Annotated in this window: 13 protein-coding genes, 3 tRNA genes and 1 riboswitch; of the genes, 2 read left to right on the top strand and 14 right to left on the bottom strand. The window is 60.2% G+C overall.

Annotated features, from left to right (window positions below; translation table 11 throughout):
- Positions 1 to 311: 311 nt before the first annotated feature.
- The 7 genes from NDJ82_RS24900 to ltaE form a co-directional block, all read right to left on the bottom strand.
- Positions 312 to 388 (bottom strand) — tRNA-Arg (locus NDJ82_RS24900).
- Positions 389 to 460: 72 nt separating this feature from the next.
- Positions 461 to 537: transfer RNA gene (locus tag NDJ82_RS24895), tRNA-Arg, on the bottom strand.
- 108 nt (positions 538 to 645) lie between these two features.
- Positions 646 to 736, bottom strand: a tRNA-Ser gene (locus NDJ82_RS24890).
- Positions 737 to 798: 62 nt separating this feature from the next.
- A complete protein-coding gene (gene csrA, locus NDJ82_RS24885; protein ID WP_003175645.1) occupies positions 799 to 987 on the bottom strand; it encodes a carbon storage regulator CsrA in 189 nt (62 codons plus the stop codon).
- A gap of 175 nt (positions 988 to 1,162) precedes the next feature.
- Positions 1,163 to 2,404 carry an aspartate kinase gene (locus tag NDJ82_RS24880; protein ID WP_090400445.1) on the bottom strand — a complete coding sequence of 414 codons (1,242 nt, stop codon included), beginning with the start codon at positions 2,402 to 2,404 and terminating at the stop codon, positions 1,163 to 1,165.
- Positions 2,405 to 2,500: 96 nt separating this feature from the next.
- Positions 2,501 to 5,119, bottom strand: a complete 2,619-nt coding sequence (gene alaS, locus NDJ82_RS24875; protein WP_250926501.1) for an alanine--tRNA ligase — start codon at positions 5,117 to 5,119, stop codon at positions 2,501 to 2,503.
- Positions 5,120 to 5,265: 146 nt separating this feature from the next.
- Positions 5,266 to 6,270, bottom strand: coding sequence for a low-specificity L-threonine aldolase (ltaE, locus tag NDJ82_RS24870; protein ID WP_112196516.1), 1,005 nt, complete (start codon positions 6,268 to 6,270; stop codon positions 5,266 to 5,268).
- Positions 6,271 to 6,460: 190 nt separating this feature from the next.
- Positions 6,461 to 6,630: riboswitch (FMN riboswitch) on the top strand.
- A 97-nt stretch (positions 6,631 to 6,727) separates the two neighbouring features.
- On the opposite strand from ltaE, the gene NDJ82_RS24865 reads away from it, so the two are divergent.
- Positions 6,728 to 7,237, top strand: a complete 510-nt coding sequence (locus tag NDJ82_RS24865) for a 6,7-dimethyl-8-ribityllumazine synthase (protein ID WP_101272595.1) — start codon at positions 6,728 to 6,730, stop codon at positions 7,235 to 7,237.
- A 133-nt stretch (positions 7,238 to 7,370) separates the two neighbouring features.
- On the opposite strand, the gene astE is transcribed toward NDJ82_RS24865, so the two are convergent.
- From astE to NDJ82_RS24830, 7 genes are all read right to left on the bottom strand, one after another.
- Positions 7,371 to 8,375 carry a succinylglutamate desuccinylase gene (gene astE, locus NDJ82_RS24860; RefSeq protein ID WP_250926500.1) on the bottom strand — a complete coding sequence of 335 codons (1,005 nt, stop codon included), beginning with the start codon at positions 8,373 to 8,375 and terminating at the stop codon, positions 7,371 to 7,373.
- A gap of 11 nt (positions 8,376 to 8,386) precedes the next feature.
- A complete protein-coding gene (locus tag NDJ82_RS24855; RefSeq protein ID WP_003175651.1) occupies positions 8,387 to 8,674 on the bottom strand; it encodes a hypothetical protein in 288 nt (95 codons plus the stop codon).
- Positions 8,675 to 8,700: 26 nt separating this feature from the next.
- Positions 8,701 to 10,047 (bottom strand): N-succinylarginine dihydrolase, encoded by a 1,347-nt coding sequence (gene astB / locus NDJ82_RS24850; RefSeq protein WP_250926499.1) that lies wholly within the window; start codon positions 10,045 to 10,047, stop codon positions 8,701 to 8,703.
- Positions 10,048 to 10,202: 155 nt separating this feature from the next.
- Positions 10,203 to 11,669: a succinylglutamate-semialdehyde dehydrogenase gene (gene astD / locus NDJ82_RS24845; protein ID WP_250926498.1), complete on the bottom strand. Its 1,467-nt coding sequence runs from the start codon at positions 11,667 to 11,669 to the stop codon at positions 10,203 to 10,205.
- On the bottom strand, positions 11,669 to 12,694 hold the full coding sequence (gene astA, locus NDJ82_RS24840) for an arginine N-succinyltransferase (RefSeq protein ID WP_060757323.1): 1,026 nt from the start codon (positions 12,692 to 12,694) through the stop codon (positions 11,669 to 11,671). Before astA ends, astD begins: the two co-directional genes overlap by 1 nt.
- A 51-nt stretch (positions 12,695 to 12,745) precedes the next feature.
- Positions 12,746 to 13,765, bottom strand: a complete 1,020-nt coding sequence (gene aruF, locus NDJ82_RS24835; protein WP_032886753.1) for an arginine/ornithine succinyltransferase subunit alpha — start codon at positions 13,763 to 13,765, stop codon at positions 12,746 to 12,748.
- A 189-nt stretch (positions 13,766 to 13,954) separates the two neighbouring features.
- Positions 13,955 to 15,175, bottom strand: a complete 1,221-nt coding sequence (locus NDJ82_RS24830) for an aspartate aminotransferase family protein (protein ID WP_158877910.1) — start codon at positions 15,173 to 15,175, stop codon at positions 13,955 to 13,957.
- A gap of 312 nt (positions 15,176 to 15,487) precedes the next feature.
- On the opposite strand from NDJ82_RS24830, the gene NDJ82_RS24825 reads away from it, so the two are divergent.
- Positions 15,488 to 21,415 (top strand): dermonecrotic toxin domain-containing protein, encoded by a 5,928-nt coding sequence (locus NDJ82_RS24825; RefSeq protein WP_250926497.1) that lies wholly within the window; start codon positions 15,488 to 15,490, stop codon positions 21,413 to 21,415.
- Positions 21,416 to 21,417: the final 2 nt, after the last annotated feature.

The following is a 21,417-nucleotide window of genomic DNA, read 5'->3' as shown; positions in this document are numbered from 1 at the left end:
ACGCCGGAAGGATCAATCAGTCAATTCATGATTGGTAAAGCGGGGTACTGAGTAACTACTGGGTAAGTCCATGGAGGTATTCCACAAGCCCCGGCGGGGCTGACGGGCGCAATGATACACCGCCCGGCCGTCTTTAACGTCAAAAAACTGGAAAGAACAAGCGCTTGCGAGCCAAAGCTGAGTATTGGCTGCATATAAGAACTGCGACGCCACCGCCTGAACGGAAAACACATGAGGAAGGAGAAAAAGATAAAGTCCGACACAAACGCCAGACGGCAAAAAGCCCGCACTAGGCGGGCTTTTTGTTTGTATGGTGCACTCGACAGGATTCGAACCTGTGACCGCTCGGTTCGTAGCCGAGTACTCTATCCAGCTGAGCTACGAGTGCAGATTGTGTTTTTAGACCAGATCACAACTGGTTGAAGCAAAGTTACCTGCATTGCTGCAGTTAACTCTTAAATGGTGCACTCGACAGGATTCGAACCTGTGACCGCTCGGTTCGTAGCCGAGTACTCTATCCAGCTGAGCTACGAGTGCATTTGTTGCCGCGCATTATAGGCCGTTCAATCTCTATGTAAAGCTATTTTTTCGTTAATTTTCAACAACTTACCGAAAAAACCAGATTGCAACGTACTAAGCAAATAATGGCGGAGAACGGGGGATTCGAACCCCCGACACCCTTTTGAGGTGTACTCCCTTAGCAGGGGAGCGCCTTCGGCCACTCGGCCAGCTCTCCGCAACACGGGGCGTATATTAACCACGTTCCTCCCCGTTTGCAAACATAAAAAACGATAAAAATTAAAGGCTTGGTTCTTCGTCCTTCTCTTTCTTGATCCGCAGGTAGATTTCCTCGCGGTGGACCGCTACCTCTTTCGGAGCATTAACCCCGATACGTACTTGATTGCCTTTGACGCCGAGCACGGTCACGGTGATTTCGCCATCACCGATAATCAGGCTTTCTGCGCACCGACGAGTCAGAATCAGCATACCTTTCTCCTCACGCATTTCATTTCAGGAACAACAGTCTGCAAAAAAAAGGCGTTCGACCTACGACCCGAGAGTCATAGCCCCAACGGCCTAAGTATTGTCGAGAGCACGCAAAAGACCATGCGCCCTACAAAAAAAGGAAAGGCGCGGTAGACCGCGCCTTCCTGGCATTACTTCATTCGCCCTGGCGGGCCGGAGCGTCCAGCTCGAACGCGGTATGCAGCGCACGTACAGCCAGTTCCAGGTACTTCTCTTCGATCACTACCGAGACTTTGATTTCCGAGGTAGAGATCATCTGGATGTTGATGCTTTCCTTGGCCAGAGCCCCAAACATGCGGCTGGCAACGCCGGCATGGGAACGCATGCCCACACCCACGATCGACACCTTGGCAATCTTGGTATCGCCGACCACTTCACGGGCGCCAATCTCGCTCGCGGTGTTCTCCAGGATTTTCAATGCTGCATCGTACTCGTTGCGGTGCACGGTGAAGGTGAAATCGGTGGTGTTATCGTGCGAGACGTTCTGCACGATCATGTCGACTTCAACATTCGCATCGCTGATCGGACCCAGGATCTTGAAAGCCACGCCCGGGGTGTCTGGCACGCCACGGATCGTCAGCTTGGCTTCATCACGGTTGAAAGCGATACCGGAAATGATCGGCTGTTCCATGGATTCCTCTTCATCAATAGTAATGAGGGTGCCCGGACCCTCTTTGAAGCTGTGCAATACGCGCAGCGGAACGTTGTACTTGCCGGCGAATTCCACCGCACGGATCTGCAACACCTTGGAACCGAGGCTGGCCATTTCCAGCATCTCTTCGAAGGTGATCTTGTCCAGGCGCTGGGCCACGGACACGACACGCGGATCGGTAGTGTAGACGCCGTCCACATCGGTGTAGATCTGGCATTCATCAGCCTTGAGGGCCGCTGCCAGAGCCACGCCGGTGGTGTCCGAACCGCCACGCCCCAGGGTGGTGATGTTGCCGTGCTCATCCACACCCTGGAACCCAGCTACAACTACCACGCGGCCGGCTTTCAGGTCGGTGCGAATTTTCTGATCATCGATCTGCAGAATGCGCGCCTTGGTGTGCGCGCTGTCAGTGAGGATGCGCACCTGGCTGCCCGTGTAGGACACCGCTGGCACGCCACGCTTGTTCAGGGCCATGGCCAGCAAGGCGATGGTCACCTGCTCACCGGTCGACACGATCACGTCCAGCTCACGCGGCAGCGGTTGCTGGTCGCCACTGATTGCCTTGGCCAGCTCGATCAGGCGATTGGTCTCGCCGCTCATGGCCGATAGCACCACCACCAGGTCGTCACCGGCATCGCGGAATTTCTTAACCTTGTCGGCCACCTGCTCGATTCTTTCGACAGAGCCGACCGAGGTGCCTCCAAATTTCTGTACGATCAAAGCCATTTCCAAGCCGCCTCAGCCCGTAAAGGGGCGCCTAAATATCCAATCAACCAGCACCGAACAAGCCCGCGACTAGACCACGGGCCGGTTAACAATGCCTTAAATACCTGCCTCGACAAACGGCACGGTCAAGGCCAGGGCCGCGTCCAGGGCACCGGCGTCTACACCACCGCCTTGTGCCATGTCCGGACGACCACCGCCCTTCCCGCCCACTGCCGCAGCGGCTTGCTTCATCAAATCACCGGCCTTGAGTTGGCCAGTCAGGTCTTTGGTTACACCAGCAACCAGAACGACCTTATCCTCATGGACACTGCCGAGCAGGATCACTGCGCGGCCGAGCTTGTTCTTCAACTGATCGACCAGGGCCAACAGCGCCTTGCCGTCCTGGCCATCCAGGCGAGCCGCCAGGACTTTCACGTCCTTGACGTCCACCGCAGAAGCCGACAGATCGTCGCCCGCCGCACTGGCGGCCTTGGCCTGCAACTGCTCCAGCTGTTTTTCCAGCGCACGGTTGCGCTCCAGCACGGCGGACAGTTTGTCGATCAGGTTGTCGCGGCTGCCCTTGACCAGGCTGGCCGCTTCCTTGAGTTGCTCTTCGGCCGCATTGAGGTAGGCCAGGGCCGCAGCACCGGTCACCGCTTCAATACGACGTACGCCCGACGCCACACCGCCTTCGCTGATGATTTTCAGCAGGCCGATGTCGCCGGTGCGGTTGGCGTGGATACCGCCACACAGTTCCACCGAGAAGTCGCCGCCCATGCTCAGTACACGCACGTTGTCGCCGTACTTCTCGCCGAACAGCGCCATGGCGCCTTTGGCCTTGGCGGTCTCGATGTCGGTTTCCTCAGTCTCAACCGGCGTGTTCTTGCGCACTTGTGCGTTGACGATGTCTTCCAGGGCCTTGATCTGCTCTGGCTTGATCGCTTCGAAGTGGCTGAAGTCGAAACGCAAGCGCTGGCTATCGACCAACGAACCCTTTTGCTGGACGTGCTCGCCCAGCACCTGGCGCAATGCAGCGTGCAACAGGTGAGTGGCCGAGTGGTTCAAGGCAGTTGCATGCCGTACGTCGGCATCAACCTGGGTATCAACCGGTGCGCCGACCGTCAGGTTGCCCAGCACCAATACGCCGTGGTGCAGGAACGCACCGCCGGTCTTGGTCGTGTCACGCACCTCGAAACGACCCGACGTCGAGCTCAGGAACCCACAGTCGCCAATCTGGCCGCCCGACTCGGCGTAAAACGGCGTCTGGTCCAGGACCACAACCGCCTCGTCGCCTTCATTCAGAACGTCGACCGCCTTGCCATCTTTATAGAGGGCAACGATCTTGGCCGAGCCAACGGTCGCCTTGTAGCCGGTGAATTCGGTCGGTACATCAACCTTGACCAGGGTGTTGTAGTCCAGGCCAAAGGAGCTGGCGGAACGAGCACGTACGCGCTGGGCTTCCATTTCACGTTCAAAGCCGGCTTCATCGATAGTCAGCTCGCGCTCACGGGCGATGTCGGCAGTCAGGTCCATCGGGAAGCCATAGGTGTCATAGAGCTTGAACACCACATCGCCCGGCACCACGGTGCCTTTGAGCTCAGCCAGGTCCTGCTCCAGAATCTTCAGGCCGTGTTCCAGGGTCTTGGAGAATTGCTCCTCTTCGGCCTTGAGCACGCGCTCGATATTGGCTTGCTGCTGCTTGAGTTCCGGGAAGGCTTCGCCCATCTCGGCCACCAGCGCGGCAACGATCTTGTAGAAGAAGCTGCCGGTGGCGCCCAGCTTGTTACCGTGGCGGCAGGCCCGACGGATGATGCGACGCAGCACGTAGCCCCGGCCTTCGTTGGACGGCAGCACGCCATCGGCAATCAGGAAGCCGCAGGAACGAATGTGGTCCGACACAACCTTGAGCGAAGACTGGCTCTCATTGGCGCAACCAATGGCTGCCGCCGAGGCACTCAGCAGGTTGGTGAACAGGTCGATTTCGTAGTTGGAGTGAACGTGCTGCATCACCGCACTGATCCGCTCCAGGCCCATGCCGGTGTCCACCGACGGCGCCGGCAGCGGATGCAACACGCCATCGGCGGTGCGGTTGAACTGCATGAACACGTTGTTCCAGATCTCGATGTAACGGTCGCCGTCTTCTTCCGGCGAGCCCGGCGGGCCACCCCAGATGTCGGCGCCGTGATCGTAGAAAATCTCGGTGCAAGGGCCGCACGGGCCGGTATCGCCCATGGTCCAGAAGTTGTCGGAGGCGTACGGCGCGCCCTTGTTGTCGCCGATGCGGATCATTCGCTCGGCCGGCACGCCGATTTGCTGGGTCCAGATGTCATACGCTTCGTCGTCCGTCGCGTAGACGGTGACCCAGAGTTTTTCCTTGGGCAGCTTCAGCACGCCGGTGAGGAAGGTCCAGGCGAAGGTAATCGCGTCTTTCTTGAAATAGTCGCCGAAGCTGAAGTTGCCCAGCATTTCGAAGAACGTGTGGTGGCGTGCGGTGTAACCGACGTTTTCCAGGTCGCTGTTCTTGCCGCCGGCGCGTACGCACTTCTGGCTGCTGGTGGCGCGGGTGTAGGCGCGCTTTTCCTGGCCCAGGAAGCAGTCCTTGAACTGGTTCATCCCCGCGTTGGTGAACAGCAGGGTGGGGTCATTGCCAGGGATCAGAGAGCTGGAGGCGACACGGGTGTGACCTTGCTCTTCGAAGAAGCGAAGGAAGGCTTCACGGATTTCTGCGCTTTTCATTAGGTTCTTCCACGGAGGCTGCGGCCAAAGGCCAGTGCGCAACATCATCAGACGGAGCGACGGCAAAAGGCCGCATTATATCGGCCCTTTGCCGGTGGTACAGCGTGTTTATGCGATAGAGAGGCTCAATTAGACGGCCTGCACGGTCATTTGCGCGAAAATTCGACGAATGCCCCAAGCACCTGCTCGATCTGCGCCCGGCTGACATCCAGATGCGTGACCATACGCAGGCGCGGCGCGGCGCTCAACTTGATCCCGCGCTCGGCGGCAAAGGCCTTCAAGGCCTGGGCCTGATCGCCGATCTGCACGTAGACCATGTTGGTCTGCACAGGCTCCACCTCATACCCTGCTTTGCGCAGTTCATCGCCCAGCCACTGGGCGTTGGCGTGGTCGTCGGCCAGGCGCTGCACCTGGTGATCCAGGGCGTAAAGCCCCGCTGCTGCCAGGGAGCCGGCCTGGCGCATACCACCGCCGACCATCTTGCGCAGCCGCCGGGCCTTGGCGATCAACGCCGTGGAGCCGCACAGCACTGAGCCGATGGGCGCACCGAGGCCCTTGGACAGGCACACCGACACCGAATCGAAATGTTGGGCGATCTCCCGCGCATCCACCCCAAGCTTGACCGCCGCGTTGTAGAGGCGCGCGCCATCCAGATGCAGGGCCAGGCCATGTTCACGGGTAAACGCCCGCGCCTTGACCAGGTATTCCAAGGGCAGCACTTTGCCCTGCATGGTGTTTTCCAGGGCCAGCAAGCGGGTGCGGGCGAAGTGGAAATCGTCCGGTTTGATTGCTTCCAGTACGTGGTGCAAATCCAGGGAACCATCCGCCTGCACTTCCAGCGGTTGCGGTTGGATCGACCCCAACACCGCTGCGCCACCGCCTTCGTATTTGTAGGTGTGGGCCTGTTGACCAACGATGTATTCCTCGCCGCGCTCGCAATGGGCCATCAACGCCAGCAGGTTGCTCATGGTGCCGGTGGGCACGAACAACGCGGCCGCAAACCCCAGACGCTTGGCCAGTTCGGCTTCCAGCAGATTGACGCTGGGGTCTTCGCCGTAGACGTCATCACCGCTGACGGCGGTGGCCATGGCGTCGAGCATGCCGGGGGTGGGTTGGGTCACGGTGTCGCTGCGCAGGTCAATCACAGTCATGAAACAGGCCTCTAACAGATTGGATACGTCCTTTTGTCAGTGATTACTGCGGGCAACGCCACGGAATATCAAGCCCCGTTTACATTCAATCGAATACCAACCAAACAAACCGATATAGGCTATCGATACGACGCTCGTGCAGTTTTTGAAAAAGCATGTTAAAAACTCTCCGCCGCCAGGGTTCTGGTGGCAACGTTCTCAGGGCGGGGTGCAATTCCCCACCGGCGGTAATTACACGCAATGTGTATAGCCCGCGAGCGCTTGGCGCCTCGAACTGCTCACGCGGGACGGCGACAAGGTCAGCAGACCCGGTGTGATTCCGGGGCCGACGGTCATAGTCCGGATGAAGAGAGAACGGGATTGGCACCTAAGGGCCGCGCGTCTGTTGACGCAGGCGTACCCTTAAATCCCATTCGATTCATAACGCCCTGTTTTTTTCTTAAACAGGAGTCAGAACATGCAACCCACCGCTATCGACAGCAAAAGCAAAAACCACCACGGCGAGCGCGTCGCGTTTATCCAGGCATGCTGGCACAAGGATATCGTCGATCAATCCCGTAAAGGCTTCCTCGCCGAAATGATCGCCCAGGGCTACCAGGAATCGGACATCGATTTCTTCGAAGTCGGCGGCGCCTTTGAAATGCCCCTGCACGCCAAGCTGCTGGCCAAGACCGGCCGCTACGCCGGTATCGTTGCCGCCGCGCTGGTGGTGGACGGTGGCATCTACCGTCACGAGTTCGTCGCCCAATCGGTGGTCAGCGGCCTGATGCAGGTGCAGCTGGAAACTGAAGTGCCGGTGTTTTCGGTATCGCTGACGCCGCATCACTTCCATGCGGGCAGCGAGCATCATGCGTTCTTCCATGATCACTTTGTGCACAAGGGCCAGGAAGCTGCGAAGACTTGCGCCGACACCCTGCACAAGGTGCGGGCGATCCGTCGTAGCGAGCCACGTGCAGTAGCGGTCTAGGCAACACTGCAAAACAAAATGTGGGAGGGGGTTTGCTCCCGATAGCAGTGTGTCAGCCAGCTCATCTGTAGCTGGGACACCGCCATCGGGGGCAAGCCCCCTCCCACATTTGCATCTCACCAGATCTCAGGAACTAGGCCAATCCGGCCTCTGTGGTCGGCACAATCAAGATCCCCGCCCGCAAGCCGTTCTTGACCTTAGGGTTGGGGAAGATGATGCGTGCGCCCTCCTCCTCGATCACCCAACGCGTCTTGGCCACGTCTTCGGCCAGCAGATAACCCTTGTCCAACTCCGAAAAGTTCTCCACGTCCGCCGGCAAGTGCAGCAGGAAAGCATCGCTGTGCTTGATGACTTCCCGCGAGACGGCGAATAGCTTCAACCCGTCCAGACTGTCAGTCTCAGGCTCGGTGCCTTCGATGATGTGCTTGAGCCGCAGCTCCAGGCGCGAAACATTGACCCCCTGGTTCTGCCCGAATGGCCGTGCCTTGCCCAGCTCCAGGGTGAAGGCCTCGGCGTCCAGCTGTTCGTAGGTAAACGCCGTGAAAGTGATCGACGTCTTGTTCTGCAGCAGCACCGCTTCCATGCCGGCAGCGTTCAGACGCGCCAGCTCATGACGCGAATGCTGGCGCCCGTCCTTCCAGGGGTACAGCGCGAACTGCTCGATCTTCGAACCACGGATGGCGGTGTGTAAATCGTAATGCAGGCGCGAACGGCCGGGCTGGCTGAAGAAGCTGCGGGCCAGTTGCTCAAGCTCGGCGGCGCGCATGGCTTCGGGGCCGATGTTTTTTTCATGTCGGCCGTTGAACAGCCGGTTGACGTCCAGTTCAAGGTAACGCTCACCGCGGCGCATGGCCTCGGGGTTACCGAACAGGAACAGAATGCGGGTACGGGGTTTGATCTCCCCACGGGCAATACCATGCAACAGGCGGTCGAGCAGTTCGATCGGCGCGGTTTCGTTGCCATGGATGCCGGACGACAGCAGCAGGTCGCTGCCTTTGTCCCGTGCTTCAGGAGGACGCACTTCAAGCGCGCCCTCGCTGAGCCAGCGCATCTGCACGCCGTCGACAGTCGATTGAATTTTTTGCGCCGGTTCACGACCGGCGAGGGTCAGTTCAAGCAATTTGCCGAGGGCGAGCATACGCAGCTTCCTTAGTGGTTGCAGCCTGGGCCGTGGACGTGATCGTCGTCATCACCTTCAACGTCGGCCGGTTCCATTTCCAGTTGCAGGCTCATCAGGTTGGTGGCCAATGGGCGCATCAGCAGGTTGGCGTATTCGGCGTCGCCTTCTTCAACGTCCACACCGATCAGCAGTTGGCCACGGCCGTCGTGCTGGATCCAGATTTCCTTGCCCTGCCAGACCACGGCGACGCGGGTGCAGGAGGTTTCCAGCTGGGTGCCGTCGGTGTCTTCAAGGATCAGCTTCAGGGTGTCGGTCATAAATAAAATATCTCAGCCACGTGGCGTTAATTGATCTGGAAAGGATAAACCGAGCCCAGTTTAAGGATTTGCGTCAGTTCATCCAGTGCCGTCCGGCACTCAAGCAGCAACTGCGGGTCAGCCAGGTCGGTTTCGCGCAGGCTGTCACGGTAGTGCTTGCCCACCCATTGGGTCAGGGTTTCGTACAACGACGCGGTCATGATAACCCCTGGGTTCACGGCCGCCAGCTCGGTTTCGTTCAACGCCACGCGCAAGCGCAGGCACGCCGGGCCACCGCCGTTCTGCATGCTTTGCTTGAGGTCGAAGACCTTCACTTCGCGGATCAGCCCACCGGCGGCAGTCAGGCCTTGCAGGTACTGCCACACACGCTCGTTGGCACGGCATTCTTCCGGCACGATCAGCAGCATCGAGCCGTCAGGACGGGTCAGCAACTGGCTGTTGAACAGGTAGGAACGCACCGCATCCTCGACGCTGACCTGGGCGCGTGGCACGCACACCGACTGGAAGTTGCCCCCCAGTTTGCCTAGCTTTCCTTGCAGTTCGGCGAGCATCTGTTCGGTATTGAGGAACGCGTCCTCGTGATAGAACAGCACTTCGCCATTGCCGACCGCGATCACGTCATTGTGGAACACACCGGCGTCAATCACTGCCGGGTTCTGCTGGGCGTAGACCACGCCTTCATCCTTCAGGCCATGCAGGCGCGCAACGGCCTGGGAGGCTTCAAGGGTCTGGCGTGCCGGGTATTTCTGCGGGGCCGGGTAACGGGGATCGAACGCGCTGCGGCCGAACACAAAAAACTCGACGCCGGCCTCGCCATACTCACGGCAAAAACGTGTGTGGTTGGCCGCGCCTTCGTCACCGAACTGCGCCACGGCCGGCAACGCGGCGTGGTGGGCAAAGTGCTTGCTGTCAGCAAACATCGCCCCCAACACGCGGCTGGTGGTCGGGTGTTCGATGCTGCGATGGTATTTGCAGTTGAGGTTGGCGGCGGTGAAGTGCACGCGGCCATCTGCCGTGTCGGCGCTTGGGCTGACGGTGGCGGCGTTGGCCACCCACATGCTCGATGCCGAGCAGCTTGCCACCAGCAACGGCATGGCCTGCTTGGCCGCCTGCTGGATCACCTGCGCATCGGTGCCGCTGAAGCCGAGGCTGCGCAAAGCGGCCACGTCTGGACGCTCCTGGGGCGCCAGCACACCTTGCACAAAGCCCATGTCCATCAGGGCTTTCATTTTTTGCAGGCCCTGCAACGCCGCTTCCTTGGGGTTGGAATGCTGCTGGCTGTTGCTCTGGGACGCGACGTTGCCGAAGGACAAACCGCCGTAGTTATGGGTCGGCCCCACTAGACCGTCAAAATTGACTTCATAGGATTTCATCGGCGAGGCTCCACGAACATCTGTTTTTATAGGCATCAGAATTCTTCAACACACCACAAATCCAGTGTGGGAGGAGGCTTGCCTCCGATAGCTGACTGTCAGTTGATAAATCAGGTGACTGATCCACCGCTATCGGGGGCAAGCCCATCCCACATTTAGATCAGTATAATGCCGGGGGTTAGCGTGGCGGGGACTACCAAGCTTGGGGTCTCCAGCGACGCCACCGGGTACGCGCAATAATCTGCCGCGTAATACGCACTGGCGCGATGGTTGCCCGAGGCCCCTACCCCACCAAACGGCGCGGTGCTGGCGGCGCCGGTCAGTTGTTTGTTCCAGTTGACGATCCCGGCGCGGCTTTCCAGCCAGAACTGCTGGTAACGCGCTTCGGAGTCCGACAGCAAACCCGCGGCCAGGCCGTACTGGGTGTTGTTGGCTTCGGCAATCGCCGCGGCAAAATCTGCGTAGCGGATCACCTGCAACAGCGGGCCGAACAGTTCCTCGTCTTCGCGCTCGGTCACGCCGGTCACGTCGATGATGCCTGGCGTCAGCAAGGCGGCCTGAGCCTGTGGCTGGGTCATTTCCAGCAGTGCGACAGCGCCATTCGCCAGCATCAGTTCCTGGGCCTCCATCAGGGCTTTCGCCGCACCGAGGGAAATCACCGAGCCCATGAACGGCGGCGGTTGCTGGTCGAACGCACCCACTTCGATCGTCGCGCTCACCGCCACCAGGCGCGCCAGCAGCGCATCGCCCCAGGCGCCTTCCGGCACCAGCAGGCGCCGGGCACAGGTGCAACGCTGGCCGGCAGAGATAAACGCCGATTGGATAATGGTGTAGACCGCCGCATCCACATCGGCCACTTCGTCCACCACCAGCGGGTTGTTGCCGCCCATTTCCAGGGCCAGGATCTTGTCCGGGCGCCCGGAGAACTGCTGGTGCAGGTGATTGCCGGTACGGCTCGAACCGGTAAAGAACAAACCGTCGATGCCTGGGTTGGCCGCCAACGCGATACCGGTTTCCCGTGCGCCTTGCAGCAGGTTCAACACACCCGCCGGCAGGCCGGCGTCGATCCAGCACTGCACGGTCAGCTCGGCAACTTTGGGCGTCAGCTCGCTCGGCTTGAACAACACGGTGTTACCCGCCAGCAATGCCGGGACGATATGCCCGTTGGGCAGGTGGCCAGGGAAGTTGTAAGGGCCAAACACCGCCACCACACCGTGGGGTTTGTGGCGCAAGACGGCAGTGGCGTCGCCCAGGGGGCCGCTCTTTTCGCCGGTACGCTCGCGGTAGCTTTGCACCGAGATTGCAATCTTGTTGGCCATGCTGGTGACTTCAGTGGCCGATTCCCACAGCGGCTTGCCGGTTTCCTCACCGATGCAGCGGGCAATTTCATCGGCGCGACTTTTCAGTGTATTGGCGAAGGCTTCCAACACGCTGATGCGCTCTTCCAGCGAACGTTTGGCCCAATCCGGGAACGCCTGGCGCGCAGCCTGCACCGCGGACTCGACCTGCTCGGCGGTGGCGCCATTACCGGCCCACAACACGCCTTGAGTCACCGGGTTGCGTGATTCAAACAGCTCACCCTGGCCAGCCAGCCAGCTACCTGCGATATACAGCGAATTCATTACTTCGACTCCCGAGCAGCAGACAACGGAACAGCACGCACTTGATCACCCACCACCAGTTGCAGGCGTTTGGCGGTCTGTGGATCGACCACCAGGGTGCCTGCCGCCAGACGTGCCGGTGCGGCGGTGATGCGGCAGTCCTCGCGCTTGCGGTTATGGATCAGGAACGGCGTAGCGTCGTCCCCCGGCGTGCCGATGGCCAACACCAGTGACTGGCTGTCGCGCACCGCACGGATCTTGCTGGTTTCACATTCCACCGCCGGGCCGGCGTCGAAAATATCCACATAGCCCTGGTAGCTGAAGCCTTCGCTCTTGAGCATGCTCAGCGCCGGCTCGGTGTCCGGGTGGACCTTGCCGATCACGTTGCGCGCGTCTTCGGACAGGAAGCAGCTGTACAACGGAAACTTGGGCATCAGCTCAGCGATAAATGCCTTGTTGCCCACGCCGGTGAGGTAGTCGGCCTGGCTGAATTCCATCTTGAAGAAGTGACGGCCCAGGCTTTCCCAGAACGGTGAACGTCCGGCATCGTTGGATACGCCACGCATCTCGGCGATGATCTTGTTGCCGAACAGTTGCGGGAATTCCGCGATAAACAGCAGGCGCGCCTTGGCCAGCATGCGGCCGTTGAGGCCGGTGCGGTAATCGGCGTGCAAAAACAACGAGCACAGCTCGGAATTGCCGGTGAGGTCGTTGGCCAGGAACAGCGTCGGAATCTCGCGATAGATATTCAGCTCCTGGGAGGCGCTGACGGTCAGGCCGACCCGGAAGTTGTACCAGGGCTCACGCAGGCCAACGGCGCCAGCAATGGCAGAAATCCCCACCACGCGGCCTTCGTCGTTTTCCAGCACGAACAGGTAGTCGGCATCGCCACGGCCGGCGTCGCCGCGAAAGGTTTTTTCCGCCCAGCCCACGCGATGGGTCAGGCGCTCTTCGTTGGCCGGCAAGGTGGTGAGGCCGGTGCCAGTGCTGCGCGCCAGATCAATCAGGGCCGGTAAATCGCTGCTGCGTACGGGACGAACGATCATGCTATCTCCTCGAACGGGCCGCTGTTGTCAGCCACCCGCGAAACTCTCTTTTTAAACCGCTACCAGGCGCACACTCGCGCCTTCGCCAACGCCCAGGGCTTCGGCGGTTGCCAGGTCCAGGGTCACCGGTTTGCCGGGCGCGTAGTCCAGTTCCAGCATCACCGCGCGGTAATCCTGCAACTGTGCGTTGCTCACCAGGTACTGGCGGCCGACACCCTTGACCATCTCGCCGATCTTCACCGGCACCACGCGGCTCTGGGCAATCGAGCGAATGCCTGAAACCCGTGCGTGCAGCGTCGGGCCACCGTCGAAGATGTCGATGTAATGGTCGGTCTCGAAGCCTTCGCGCATCAGGATGTCGAAGGTGATCTGCGCACGCGGGTGTACCTGGCCCATCGCCTCCTGCGCTTCGTCCGGCAACAGCGGCACGTAGATCGGGTAATGGGGCATCAACTCGGCGAGGAAGGTGCGGCTTTTGAGCCCGCACAGGCGCTCGGCGGCGGCGTAGTTGAGGTCGAAGAAGTTGCGACCGATGGCGTCCCAGAACGGCGAATCACCGTTCTCGTCGCTGTAGCCGACAATCTCGGTCACCACCGAGTCGGCAAAGCGCTCGGGATGGCTGGCGACGAACAGCAGGCGGCCACGGGAATTGAGTTCCGACCACGGCGAACCGACCAGCTCGGGCACCACGTAGAAACTGGTGAGCAGGCTGTTGCCGGTGAGGTCGTGGCACTGGGAAAGCACGTGGATCTTGTTGTGGATCTTCAGCTCGCGGGAAGCGTGCACGAAGGTCTCGTTACGAAAACTGTAGAAAGGCTCCGAGTAACCGGCCGAGGCGACGATGGCCGAGCAACCGGCGAGCTTGCCGGTCTCGGTGTCTTCAAGCACGAAGAAATAGCTTTCTTCACCGTTGAAACTGACCTCGGCCGCGAAGGACGCTTCGCTGGCGGCGATCTTGTCGCTGAGGCGTTCGACATCATCCGGCAAGGAGGTAACACCAATCGGGCTGTCTGCGGCCAGACGCTGTACCTCGCCCAGATCAGCCATTTGCGCGGGGCGCATCACCAGCATGGTGTCACTCCTTTAACTCGAAAAACTCATAGGAAAAAATACCGGACAGCTCCTGATTCAACACAGGGCCAAAATGTGGGAGGGGGCTTGCCCCCGATAGCAGTCTGTCACTTGATAAATCTGGTGACTGATCCACCGCATCGGGGGCAAGCCCCCTCTCACATGACACAGTCCGGCAATAAATGTGTATCAGGCTTGCGTCAGCGTTTTTACAGCCCGCTCAAAACGATCCAAACCTTCAGTGATATCTGCCTCTTCCACCACCAGACTCGGCGCAAAACGCACCACGTCCGGGCCGGCTTGCAGGATCATCAGGTTTTCTTTCTCGGCCGCGTTGAACACGTCCTTGGCTTTGCCTTTGAAGGCATCGCTGAGCACGCAACCGATCAACAGGCCCATGCCACGTACTTCGGTGAAGATGCCGTACTGCTTGCCGATCTGTTCCAGGCGCGCCTTGAACTGATCGTGCTTGGCGTTCACGCCAGCCAGCACTTCAGGGGTGTTGATCACGTCGATCACTGCTTCGGCCACCGCGCACGCCAGCGGGTTGCCGCCGTAGGTGGTGCCGTGGGTGCCGACTACCAAGTGCTTGGCCAGCGCTTCAGTGGTGAGCATCGCCGCGATGGGGAAACCACCGCCCAGGCTCTTGGCGCTGGTGAGGATGTCTGGCACTACGCCGTAATGCTGGTAGGCGAACAGGTGGCCGCTGCGGCCCATGCCGGTTTGCACTTCGTCGAACACCAGCAGCGCGTCATGGGCGTCGCACAGTTCGCGGGCGCCTTGCAGGTAAGCCAGCTCAGCTGGCAGTACGCCGCCCTCGCCCTGGATCGGCTCCAGCACCACAGCGCAGGTCTTGTCCGACACAGCGGCTTTCAGCGCGGCCAGGTCGTTGTAAGGAACGTGGGTGATGCCGGTGATTTTAGGGCCGAAGCCATCAGAATACTTGGACTGGCCACCCACGTTGACGGTGAACAGGGTACGGCCGTGGAAGCTGTTGAGCGCGGCGATGATTTCGTACTTCTCACTGCCGAAACGGTCGAACGCCACACGACGGGCCAGCTTGAAGGCGGCCTCGTTGGCTTCGGCGCCGGAGTTGCAGAAGAACACACGCTCGGCAAACGTGGCGTCAATCAGCTTATGGGCCAGGCGCAGGGCCGGCTCGTTGGTGAAGACGTTGGAGACGTGCCACAGCTTGTTGGCCTGTGCGGTCAGTGCACCGACCAACGCCGGGTGGGCATGGCCCAGCACGTTGACTGCGATGCCGCCGGCAAAGTCGATCAGCTCGCGACCCGCCTGGTCCCACACGCGCGAACCTTCGCCACGCACAGGGATGAATGCGGCAGGTGCGTAGTTAGGCACCATGACCTGATCGAAATCGGCACGTTGCACCGGGGCTTGCTCAACGGACATCGGAGTCTCCTGAAGAGGAACGCCTGCCTGGAACTGGCGGGCGATGCAGGGATTGTAAGGACAGTTTTCAGCGCGGCCTTGCCGCCAAGCGACAACTTCTTATAGCGCAAACCCCCGTTTTTGGCGGGTTTACGCCAATGCGACAAATAGCGTCGCAAAGGCGCAGTTTAAACCGTGCAAGGGCTTCGTGGGCAGGGGATGAAGGGATCTTCGCAAATCCGCCAAGACTGGCCGCGCTAATTGTCTACCGCCGGCGCTGCTACCTGATCTGATCTGCTTGGCTCACTTCTAAAGCTATCAAGGACAGGCACCATGCCTTTGCAAGCTCCTCCCGACGCCCTCCACCTGACAATCCTCAGCAATGCCATCGCCCCTTGGCTGGGCGGCGCCTCTGCCGCCAAGCGCGGGGCGCTGGCAGCCAACCCGCCGGCCGTTGCCGATTGGTACAGCACGATCACCGACCTGCAACATGAAAAGCTCAAACGCCTCAACGGCGAAGCCTGGACCACACAAAACCGTGTGGACCAGGCATTTTCCGCCATCAAGAGCCCCGAAGACTTCGGCGCCGAGTTACTGCAAAAGGCGCTCAAGGATGAGTTCGACCTCGACGCCAACGTACGCACCACTTACCTGCAACTCTATATCCCGCTGACTCTGGCAGGCATCACTGTTAAACCAGGCGCCGCCAGGACCTGGTCGGTCTCCCTGCTCGACGCCGCCCTGCATAACTTCGAAGCCGCTGAAGCCACCGATGGCGCCTATGAGCGCAATTCCGGCTTCACCACCGCGCCCAGCGCAACCGGCCAGTTCGTCAGCCTGCCCGGCTTCGACGAGAAGATCAGCGTGGTGCAATTCACCACCCTGTGCCGGCGCCTGGACATCGGCGGCCAGTACCAGCGCTACCTGGACCAGGCCCTGGATCTGGACAACCCGGTGGCCCGCACCGCCCTGCAGTACTGGCTCAAACAAAGCCACCTCGCAGCGCTGAAGCTGGCTTTGTTCATGGCCGTGCTGAACAAGGACCTGCCCACGGACCACTACTTGAGGCTACTCAACCTGATCAATCAGGATCACCCAGGGCACAGCGATTGCCCCCATGTGCTGGGGCATGACCTGTTTATCATGGGCTGCCGACTCACTGGCATTGTGCTGTTTGCCCAGGACCTGCAAGCCAGTCGCGGCGTGGAGCCGGTGGTCGCCTACATTCCCGACGACCCGGAACACCCCATCAAGTACTACGCCAGCAGTGCACAGTTCAGCCAGGCGCTGGCGACAAAACTGCGCTCGACGGACTATCAACGCTTCTTCAGTCGCTTTGTACGCCACGCAGATGCCGGGGTGTTCTTTGCCAACCTCAATCAGCGTCTCAGCCAGGTAGAGTGGCACCCGCACACCGTGGGCGATCCGCGCCCCAGTTGGCGTGATACGCCAGTGTCGCGCCCCAAGCTGCAACTCAGCAGCGAGAAAATCGACAGCGGCCTGTTCGAACACCTGTTCGAGATGAAACTGAGCAAGCTGCTGGACGACGCCCGTAGCCGCGCCGTATCCACCGCCACCGCCAACCAGAAGGCCCGTTGGGCGCGCTGGGCCTTGCTCCAGACAATCGGCGAAGCGCTGCTGCAAGCTATCGCCTTTGTGGCCATGCCCTTCATACCGCCCCTGGGCGCGCTGATGCTGGCGTACACCGCCTACCAAGTGCTCGACGAGGCCTTCGAAGGTGTTATCGAGTGGGCCGAGGGCCTGCAACGGGAGGCGCTGGGACATGCGCTCGGGCTCATGGAACAGCTTGTACAACTGGGCCTGTTTGCCACCGGCCTGCCCATTGCCGAAGCCCTGTTACGCCAAAAACTGCCCAAGGAGCTGTTGCAGTTTATCGATCGCTTCAAGCCAGTCACGCTGCCCAATGGCAACCGCCGCCTATGGCGCCCCGACCTGACACCCTACCGTCAGGCACTGAGGCTGCCGACCGACGCCCGCGCCGATGCGCAGGGCCTGCACCAGCACGCCGGTAAAACGCTGCTGCGTCTCGACGGCGAGCATTATCAAGTGCAGCAAGATGCGCGCAGTGGTCGCTACTACCTGCAGCACCCCACACGCCCCGGCGCCTACCAACCGCCAGTGATGACTAACGGCCAGGGCGCTTGGCTCACCGAGCTAGAGAATCCTCTGGGTTGGGACCGCAGCACCCTGCTGCGCCGGCTTGGCTACCAGACCGAAACACTCAGCGACACACAACTGGCGCGAGCCCGTGACGCCAGCGCCACCCACGACAACACCCTGCGACACATGCACGCCACCCAGCAAACGCCGCCGCCCTTGCTGGCCGACACCCTCAAGCGCTTCAAGATCGACCAGCAGTTGCAAGACTTCATTACCCAGTTGAACAGCGATGATCCGGCGATTTACACCAAAGCCGATGCACAAACCCAGCTGCAACTGCTGACCAGCTATGACTGGTGGCCCACCAGCAAAACCCTGCGCGTCGTCGACACCAGGGGCGAAACCCTCTGGCAGTACAAAGGCAAGGAAGGCGCCAGCGTGGTGCAGGTGCTCGATGCCCAACTGCGCAACGGCGATTTGTTACCCACCCTGATCGAGGGCCTCAACGAAACAGAACGCAAGCAACTTCTGGAAGAGGAATTTGGCGTGCCGCCCTCTTCGCCCCACACCCGTGCCGCCACCCTGCGCAAGAAACTGGCCAGGCTCGCCCAAGACAAGCGCTACAGCCTGTTCGACTCACACTACCGAGGCCAGAATCGTGCCGGCAATGCCCGCCTGCAAAAGATCATCGACAGTACATCACGCCCCGGCCTCCCCAGCTGCATCGCCGAAGAACTGCTGGCCAATGCCACCGGCGATGAACTCAAAGCGATAGATGCCGGCAAGGTTCCGCTGCGCCTGGTGGAACTGGCCGAATGGTCGCTGCATGAAGTCCGCACTACCCGTGCCTACGAGGGGCTGTACATGGAAACCATGGAGACCCCTGACACTGCTCGCCTGGCCCTGCATTCCCTGGAAAACCTGCCAGGCTGGCCGACCTGGATACGCCTTGAAATGCGGCAATACCACGCCGCAGGCAAACTGCTGGACGCTATTGGCCCACGTTATGCGCTGACCCAGCGAACCTTGGTGGAAATTCCCGACGGCCAGTACATACCACACGACGATCAAGGCCCATTGTTTGGCACCACCGACCTGTACACCGCAATTCTCCAGGCGCTTCCCGATACCGCAAGGGATGCACTGGGCATTCATATCGGCCAGGGCCCACGCCTCAAGCAGGCGATTGGCGAACACCCACTGGACCGCAACATCCTGCGCCAGTTGCTGGGCAGCGACCCGCTGCTCAAACCCACCTACAACCCGAGCGTCATGCGTCTGCGGGGCGGCATGGAAGGCTATCGCCCTGGCCCTCCCGAACAACCGGGCCCCAGTCAACTGCCCTCACTTGAACAGCAGATTCAGACCTTGCGGCCCGCTCTCACCCAAGAACCGATCCGGGAGTTGCTCACCACACTGGGACGCGACGCCGAAGGCGCGCAACTGGGGCTGGACAGGTTGAGAAACGAGTACATGCGCCTGGACATGGACCTGCTGGCCTGGGAGTCGAGCACGCCCAGCGTACATCCGGAGTCCGGCGTACCGCTGAGCGATACAGACCGCGAGTACCTGCGCCGCGATCGCCAGTTATTCAGCCATCAACTGCGACGTGCCTGGCGCCAGGAAACACCCATCGACGCTTTCTACGAAACGCCAACCCTCAACGGTCACGTTCTGCGACTGACCGTGCCACGGATTGGCGAGTTACCCCATTTGAACGCCCGCTTCGATCATATCGCCTACCTGGAGCTGCAAGGCGTGAACCAGACAGTGGAAGTCAACCCGTTCCTGTCGCACTTCCCGAGACTGCGCAACTTGAGCATTCGCGACCTGCGCCTAGGCGAATTACCAGCCTCGATTTCATCACAGAGCCACCTCAATGAACTGATACTGAACAATTGCAACATCACCCTCACACCCAGCAGCCAGGCGACCATCAATGGCATGAACCGCCTGCTGACGCTGGACCTGTACAACAACCCGCTGACGCTGCTGCCCAGCGTGGAGCAAATGCCGAACCTGAACTACCTGGACCTGGGTAATACCGGTATCAGCCAACTGCCGCCGGGCCTGCTAAACCTCAACCAACCCTCTCTGGTAATACTTTCCAACAACCACATCAGCGAACTGCCACTGCCGCTTTTCGACTTGCCCACCGCCACCACCGATCACTACGTCCTGTCTGGCAACCCGTTTTCATACCAGACCCTGGAGCACGTCAAAACCTACTTCCGACGCACCGGCAAGTACTTGGAGGTAACCCCTGATAGCGCCGATGTCGCCCAGGCCAAACGTCTGTTTCCCCGCTCGGACAACGATGCAATCAACCGTTTTATCTTCGGCCTGCCTGGAGATCTGGCGGCAGGACGAGCAGAGATGACGCAAATGGAAGCGGATCTGCTGAAGATCCGCGAAGACCTGACGCCCTGGGCTGAACACAGCGAAATCGACACCCAGGAGCGAGAGCGTCGTCATTATTTCATCACTGCCCTTGAAGCCGGCTGGCGCCGTGAAATCACCTCTGGAGAGCACTTTGAGGACGGGGCTGCAAGCTACGCCTTCATCCTGCATAGACCGATAAGCGGCGAATTGCCCCGCCTGCGCACACGGTTCAACCATATCGCTGCCCTGACCCTCAAGGGCACGGGCGAAACGTTGCGCCTGGGGGAGTTCCTGCAAAGTTTCCCGAATATCAACACCCTCACCCTTGAGCACTATAGTTTGGGCGAACTCCCCGATCTCAGCCCTCTGCACCAGCTTGCCGAGCTAACCCTGAACCAATGCGATATTCACTTATCCCCCTCTTCGGCCATTACGCTGCAAAGCATGCGCGACCTGAAACTGCTGGACCTGAGCAACAACCCACTGGGGTGGGTGCCAGACTTTGGCCAAATGCCCCAACTCACCAACCTGTCATTGCACAACACCGGGCTGACAGCGTTTCCAGCGTCACTCATCACCCCGCCAACCGTAAGGGCACGGGTAGATTTGAGCCACAACAGCATCAGCGAACTGCCGGACGAAGCGTTCATGTTGCCGGCCAGCATCAGCGCCTCTTTCGACCTGGCCGACAACCCGCTGTCGCTCGCCACCTTGAACCGTGTGAAACACTACTGCCAAGCCACCCGGGAGCACTGGAACGTCAGCCTCGCGGACGGTAATTTGCAACGTATCAAGGCACTGTTCCCCATGCTGTCGGAGGAAGACGCCAAACGGGAGCTGTTTCTATTGCCCGGCGAGCTACAGAATGCCAGTGAGCACATCACCCGACTGGGCCTTGAATACGCACAGCTGGAAACCGACCTGCATGCCTGGGTCCTGGATGTGCCGCTCAGAGACCCGCTGCTCGATACCGTGCTGGATGAAAACAGCCGCGCGGAGGAACAGATCCGACGCCTGCATTTCAAGGATTTACTACTGCGTTGCTGGCGGCGAGAGGTGGAGCTGGACGACAGCGAAACACTGCAACGGCACACCTACAAGTTGGTCTTTCACGGCCAACTAATGGGGGATTTGCCTGTCTTGAGCGCGCGTTTCGAACATGTGACGCTCCTGGAATTGCTGGGCGAAGGCACCAACCAGCAAATCGACGGGTTGTTGCGCGGCTTTCCAAACCTCAAGAGCCTGTCCGTGGAGCGACATGCCCTCACTGCGATTCCCGACAGCGTGTTCAGTCTCAATCAACTGCACCTTCTCAACCTCAGCGAAAACCTGATCCGCTTGACGCCCGACAGCACCGATCAATTGTCGCGCCTGGGCGATCTGATTCATCTGGACTTGAGCGACAACCCGCTCAACAACCGACTCGATGTGCGCAACCTGTCACACCTGACCACGTTATACCTGCACAACTGCGGGTTGACCGAGGTTCCGCTGGGCACCTTCAACCTGCCGCGACTGCGCACCCTTGACCTGAGCGACAACCTGATCGAGCACTTGCCCACAGACCTGCTGGATATGCCCCTGCCGCTCAACGATGACACCGATCTGAGCGGCAACCCCCTGTCCGCCGAGAGCCTGGCGATATTGCGCACCTATTACCGTCAAACGGGCTATGAGCTGGGGGTGGAAGAGGCTATGTATGATGAGCACGGCGTGGCGTTGACGCCGCCCGGCACACCGGACCCCATGGAAGAGTAGGC

Origin of the sequence: Pseudomonas sp. SR18, from assembly GCF_023701505.1 — a bacterium.
Taxonomy (GTDB): Bacteria; Pseudomonadota; Gammaproteobacteria; order Pseudomonadales; family Pseudomonadaceae; genus Aquipseudomonas; species Aquipseudomonas cyclaminis.
Note: the sequence above shows the minus strand (reverse complement) of the source record. Positions and strands in the feature narration are given on the sequence as shown.

Bases quoted from the DNA above. Each gene is read 5' to 3' on its own strand.
- astE (WP_250926500.1), bottom strand. From the start codon at position 8,375: ATGCTCGCCCTCGGCAAATTGCTTGAACTGACCCTCGCCGGTCGTGAA.
- alaS (WP_250926501.1), bottom strand. From the start codon at position 5,119: ATGAAAAGCGCAGAAATCCGTGAAGCCTTCCTTCGCTTCTTCGAAGAG.
- astA (WP_060757323.1), bottom strand. From the start codon at position 12,694: ATGATCGTTCGTCCCGTACGCAGCAGCGATTTACCGGCCCTGATTGAT.
- astD (WP_250926498.1), bottom strand. From the start codon at position 11,669: ATGAATTCGCTGTATATCGCAGGTAGCTGGCTGGCTGGCCAGGGTGAG.
- ltaE (WP_112196516.1), bottom strand. From the start codon at position 6,270: ATGACTGTGATTGACCTGCGCAGCGACACCGTGACCCAACCCACCCCC.
- aruF (WP_032886753.1), bottom strand. From the start codon at position 13,765: ATGCTGGTGATGCGCCCCGCGCAAATGGCTGATCTGGGCGAGGTACAG.
- csrA (WP_003175645.1), bottom strand. From the start codon at position 987: ATGCTGATTCTGACTCGTCGGTGCGCAGAAAGCCTGATTATCGGTGAT.
- astB (WP_250926499.1), bottom strand. From the start codon at position 10,047: ATGAAATCCTATGAAGTCAATTTTGACGGTCTAGTGGGGCCGACCCAT.
- NDJ82_RS24880 (WP_090400445.1), bottom strand. From the start codon at position 2,404: ATGGCTTTGATCGTACAGAAATTTGGAGGCACCTCGGTCGGCTCTGTC.
- NDJ82_RS24855 (WP_003175651.1), bottom strand. From the start codon at position 8,674: ATGACCGACACCCTGAAGCTGATCCTTGAAGACACCGACGGCACCCAG.
- NDJ82_RS24825 (WP_250926497.1), top strand. From the start codon at position 15,488: ATGCCTTTGCAAGCTCCTCCCGACGCCCTCCACCTGACAATCCTCAGC.
- NDJ82_RS24830 (WP_158877910.1), bottom strand. From the start codon at position 15,175: ATGTCCGTTGAGCAAGCCCCGGTGCAACGTGCCGATTTCGATCAGGTC.
- NDJ82_RS24865 (WP_101272595.1), top strand. From the start codon at position 6,728: ATGCAACCCACCGCTATCGACAGCAAAAGCAAAAACCACCACGGCGAG.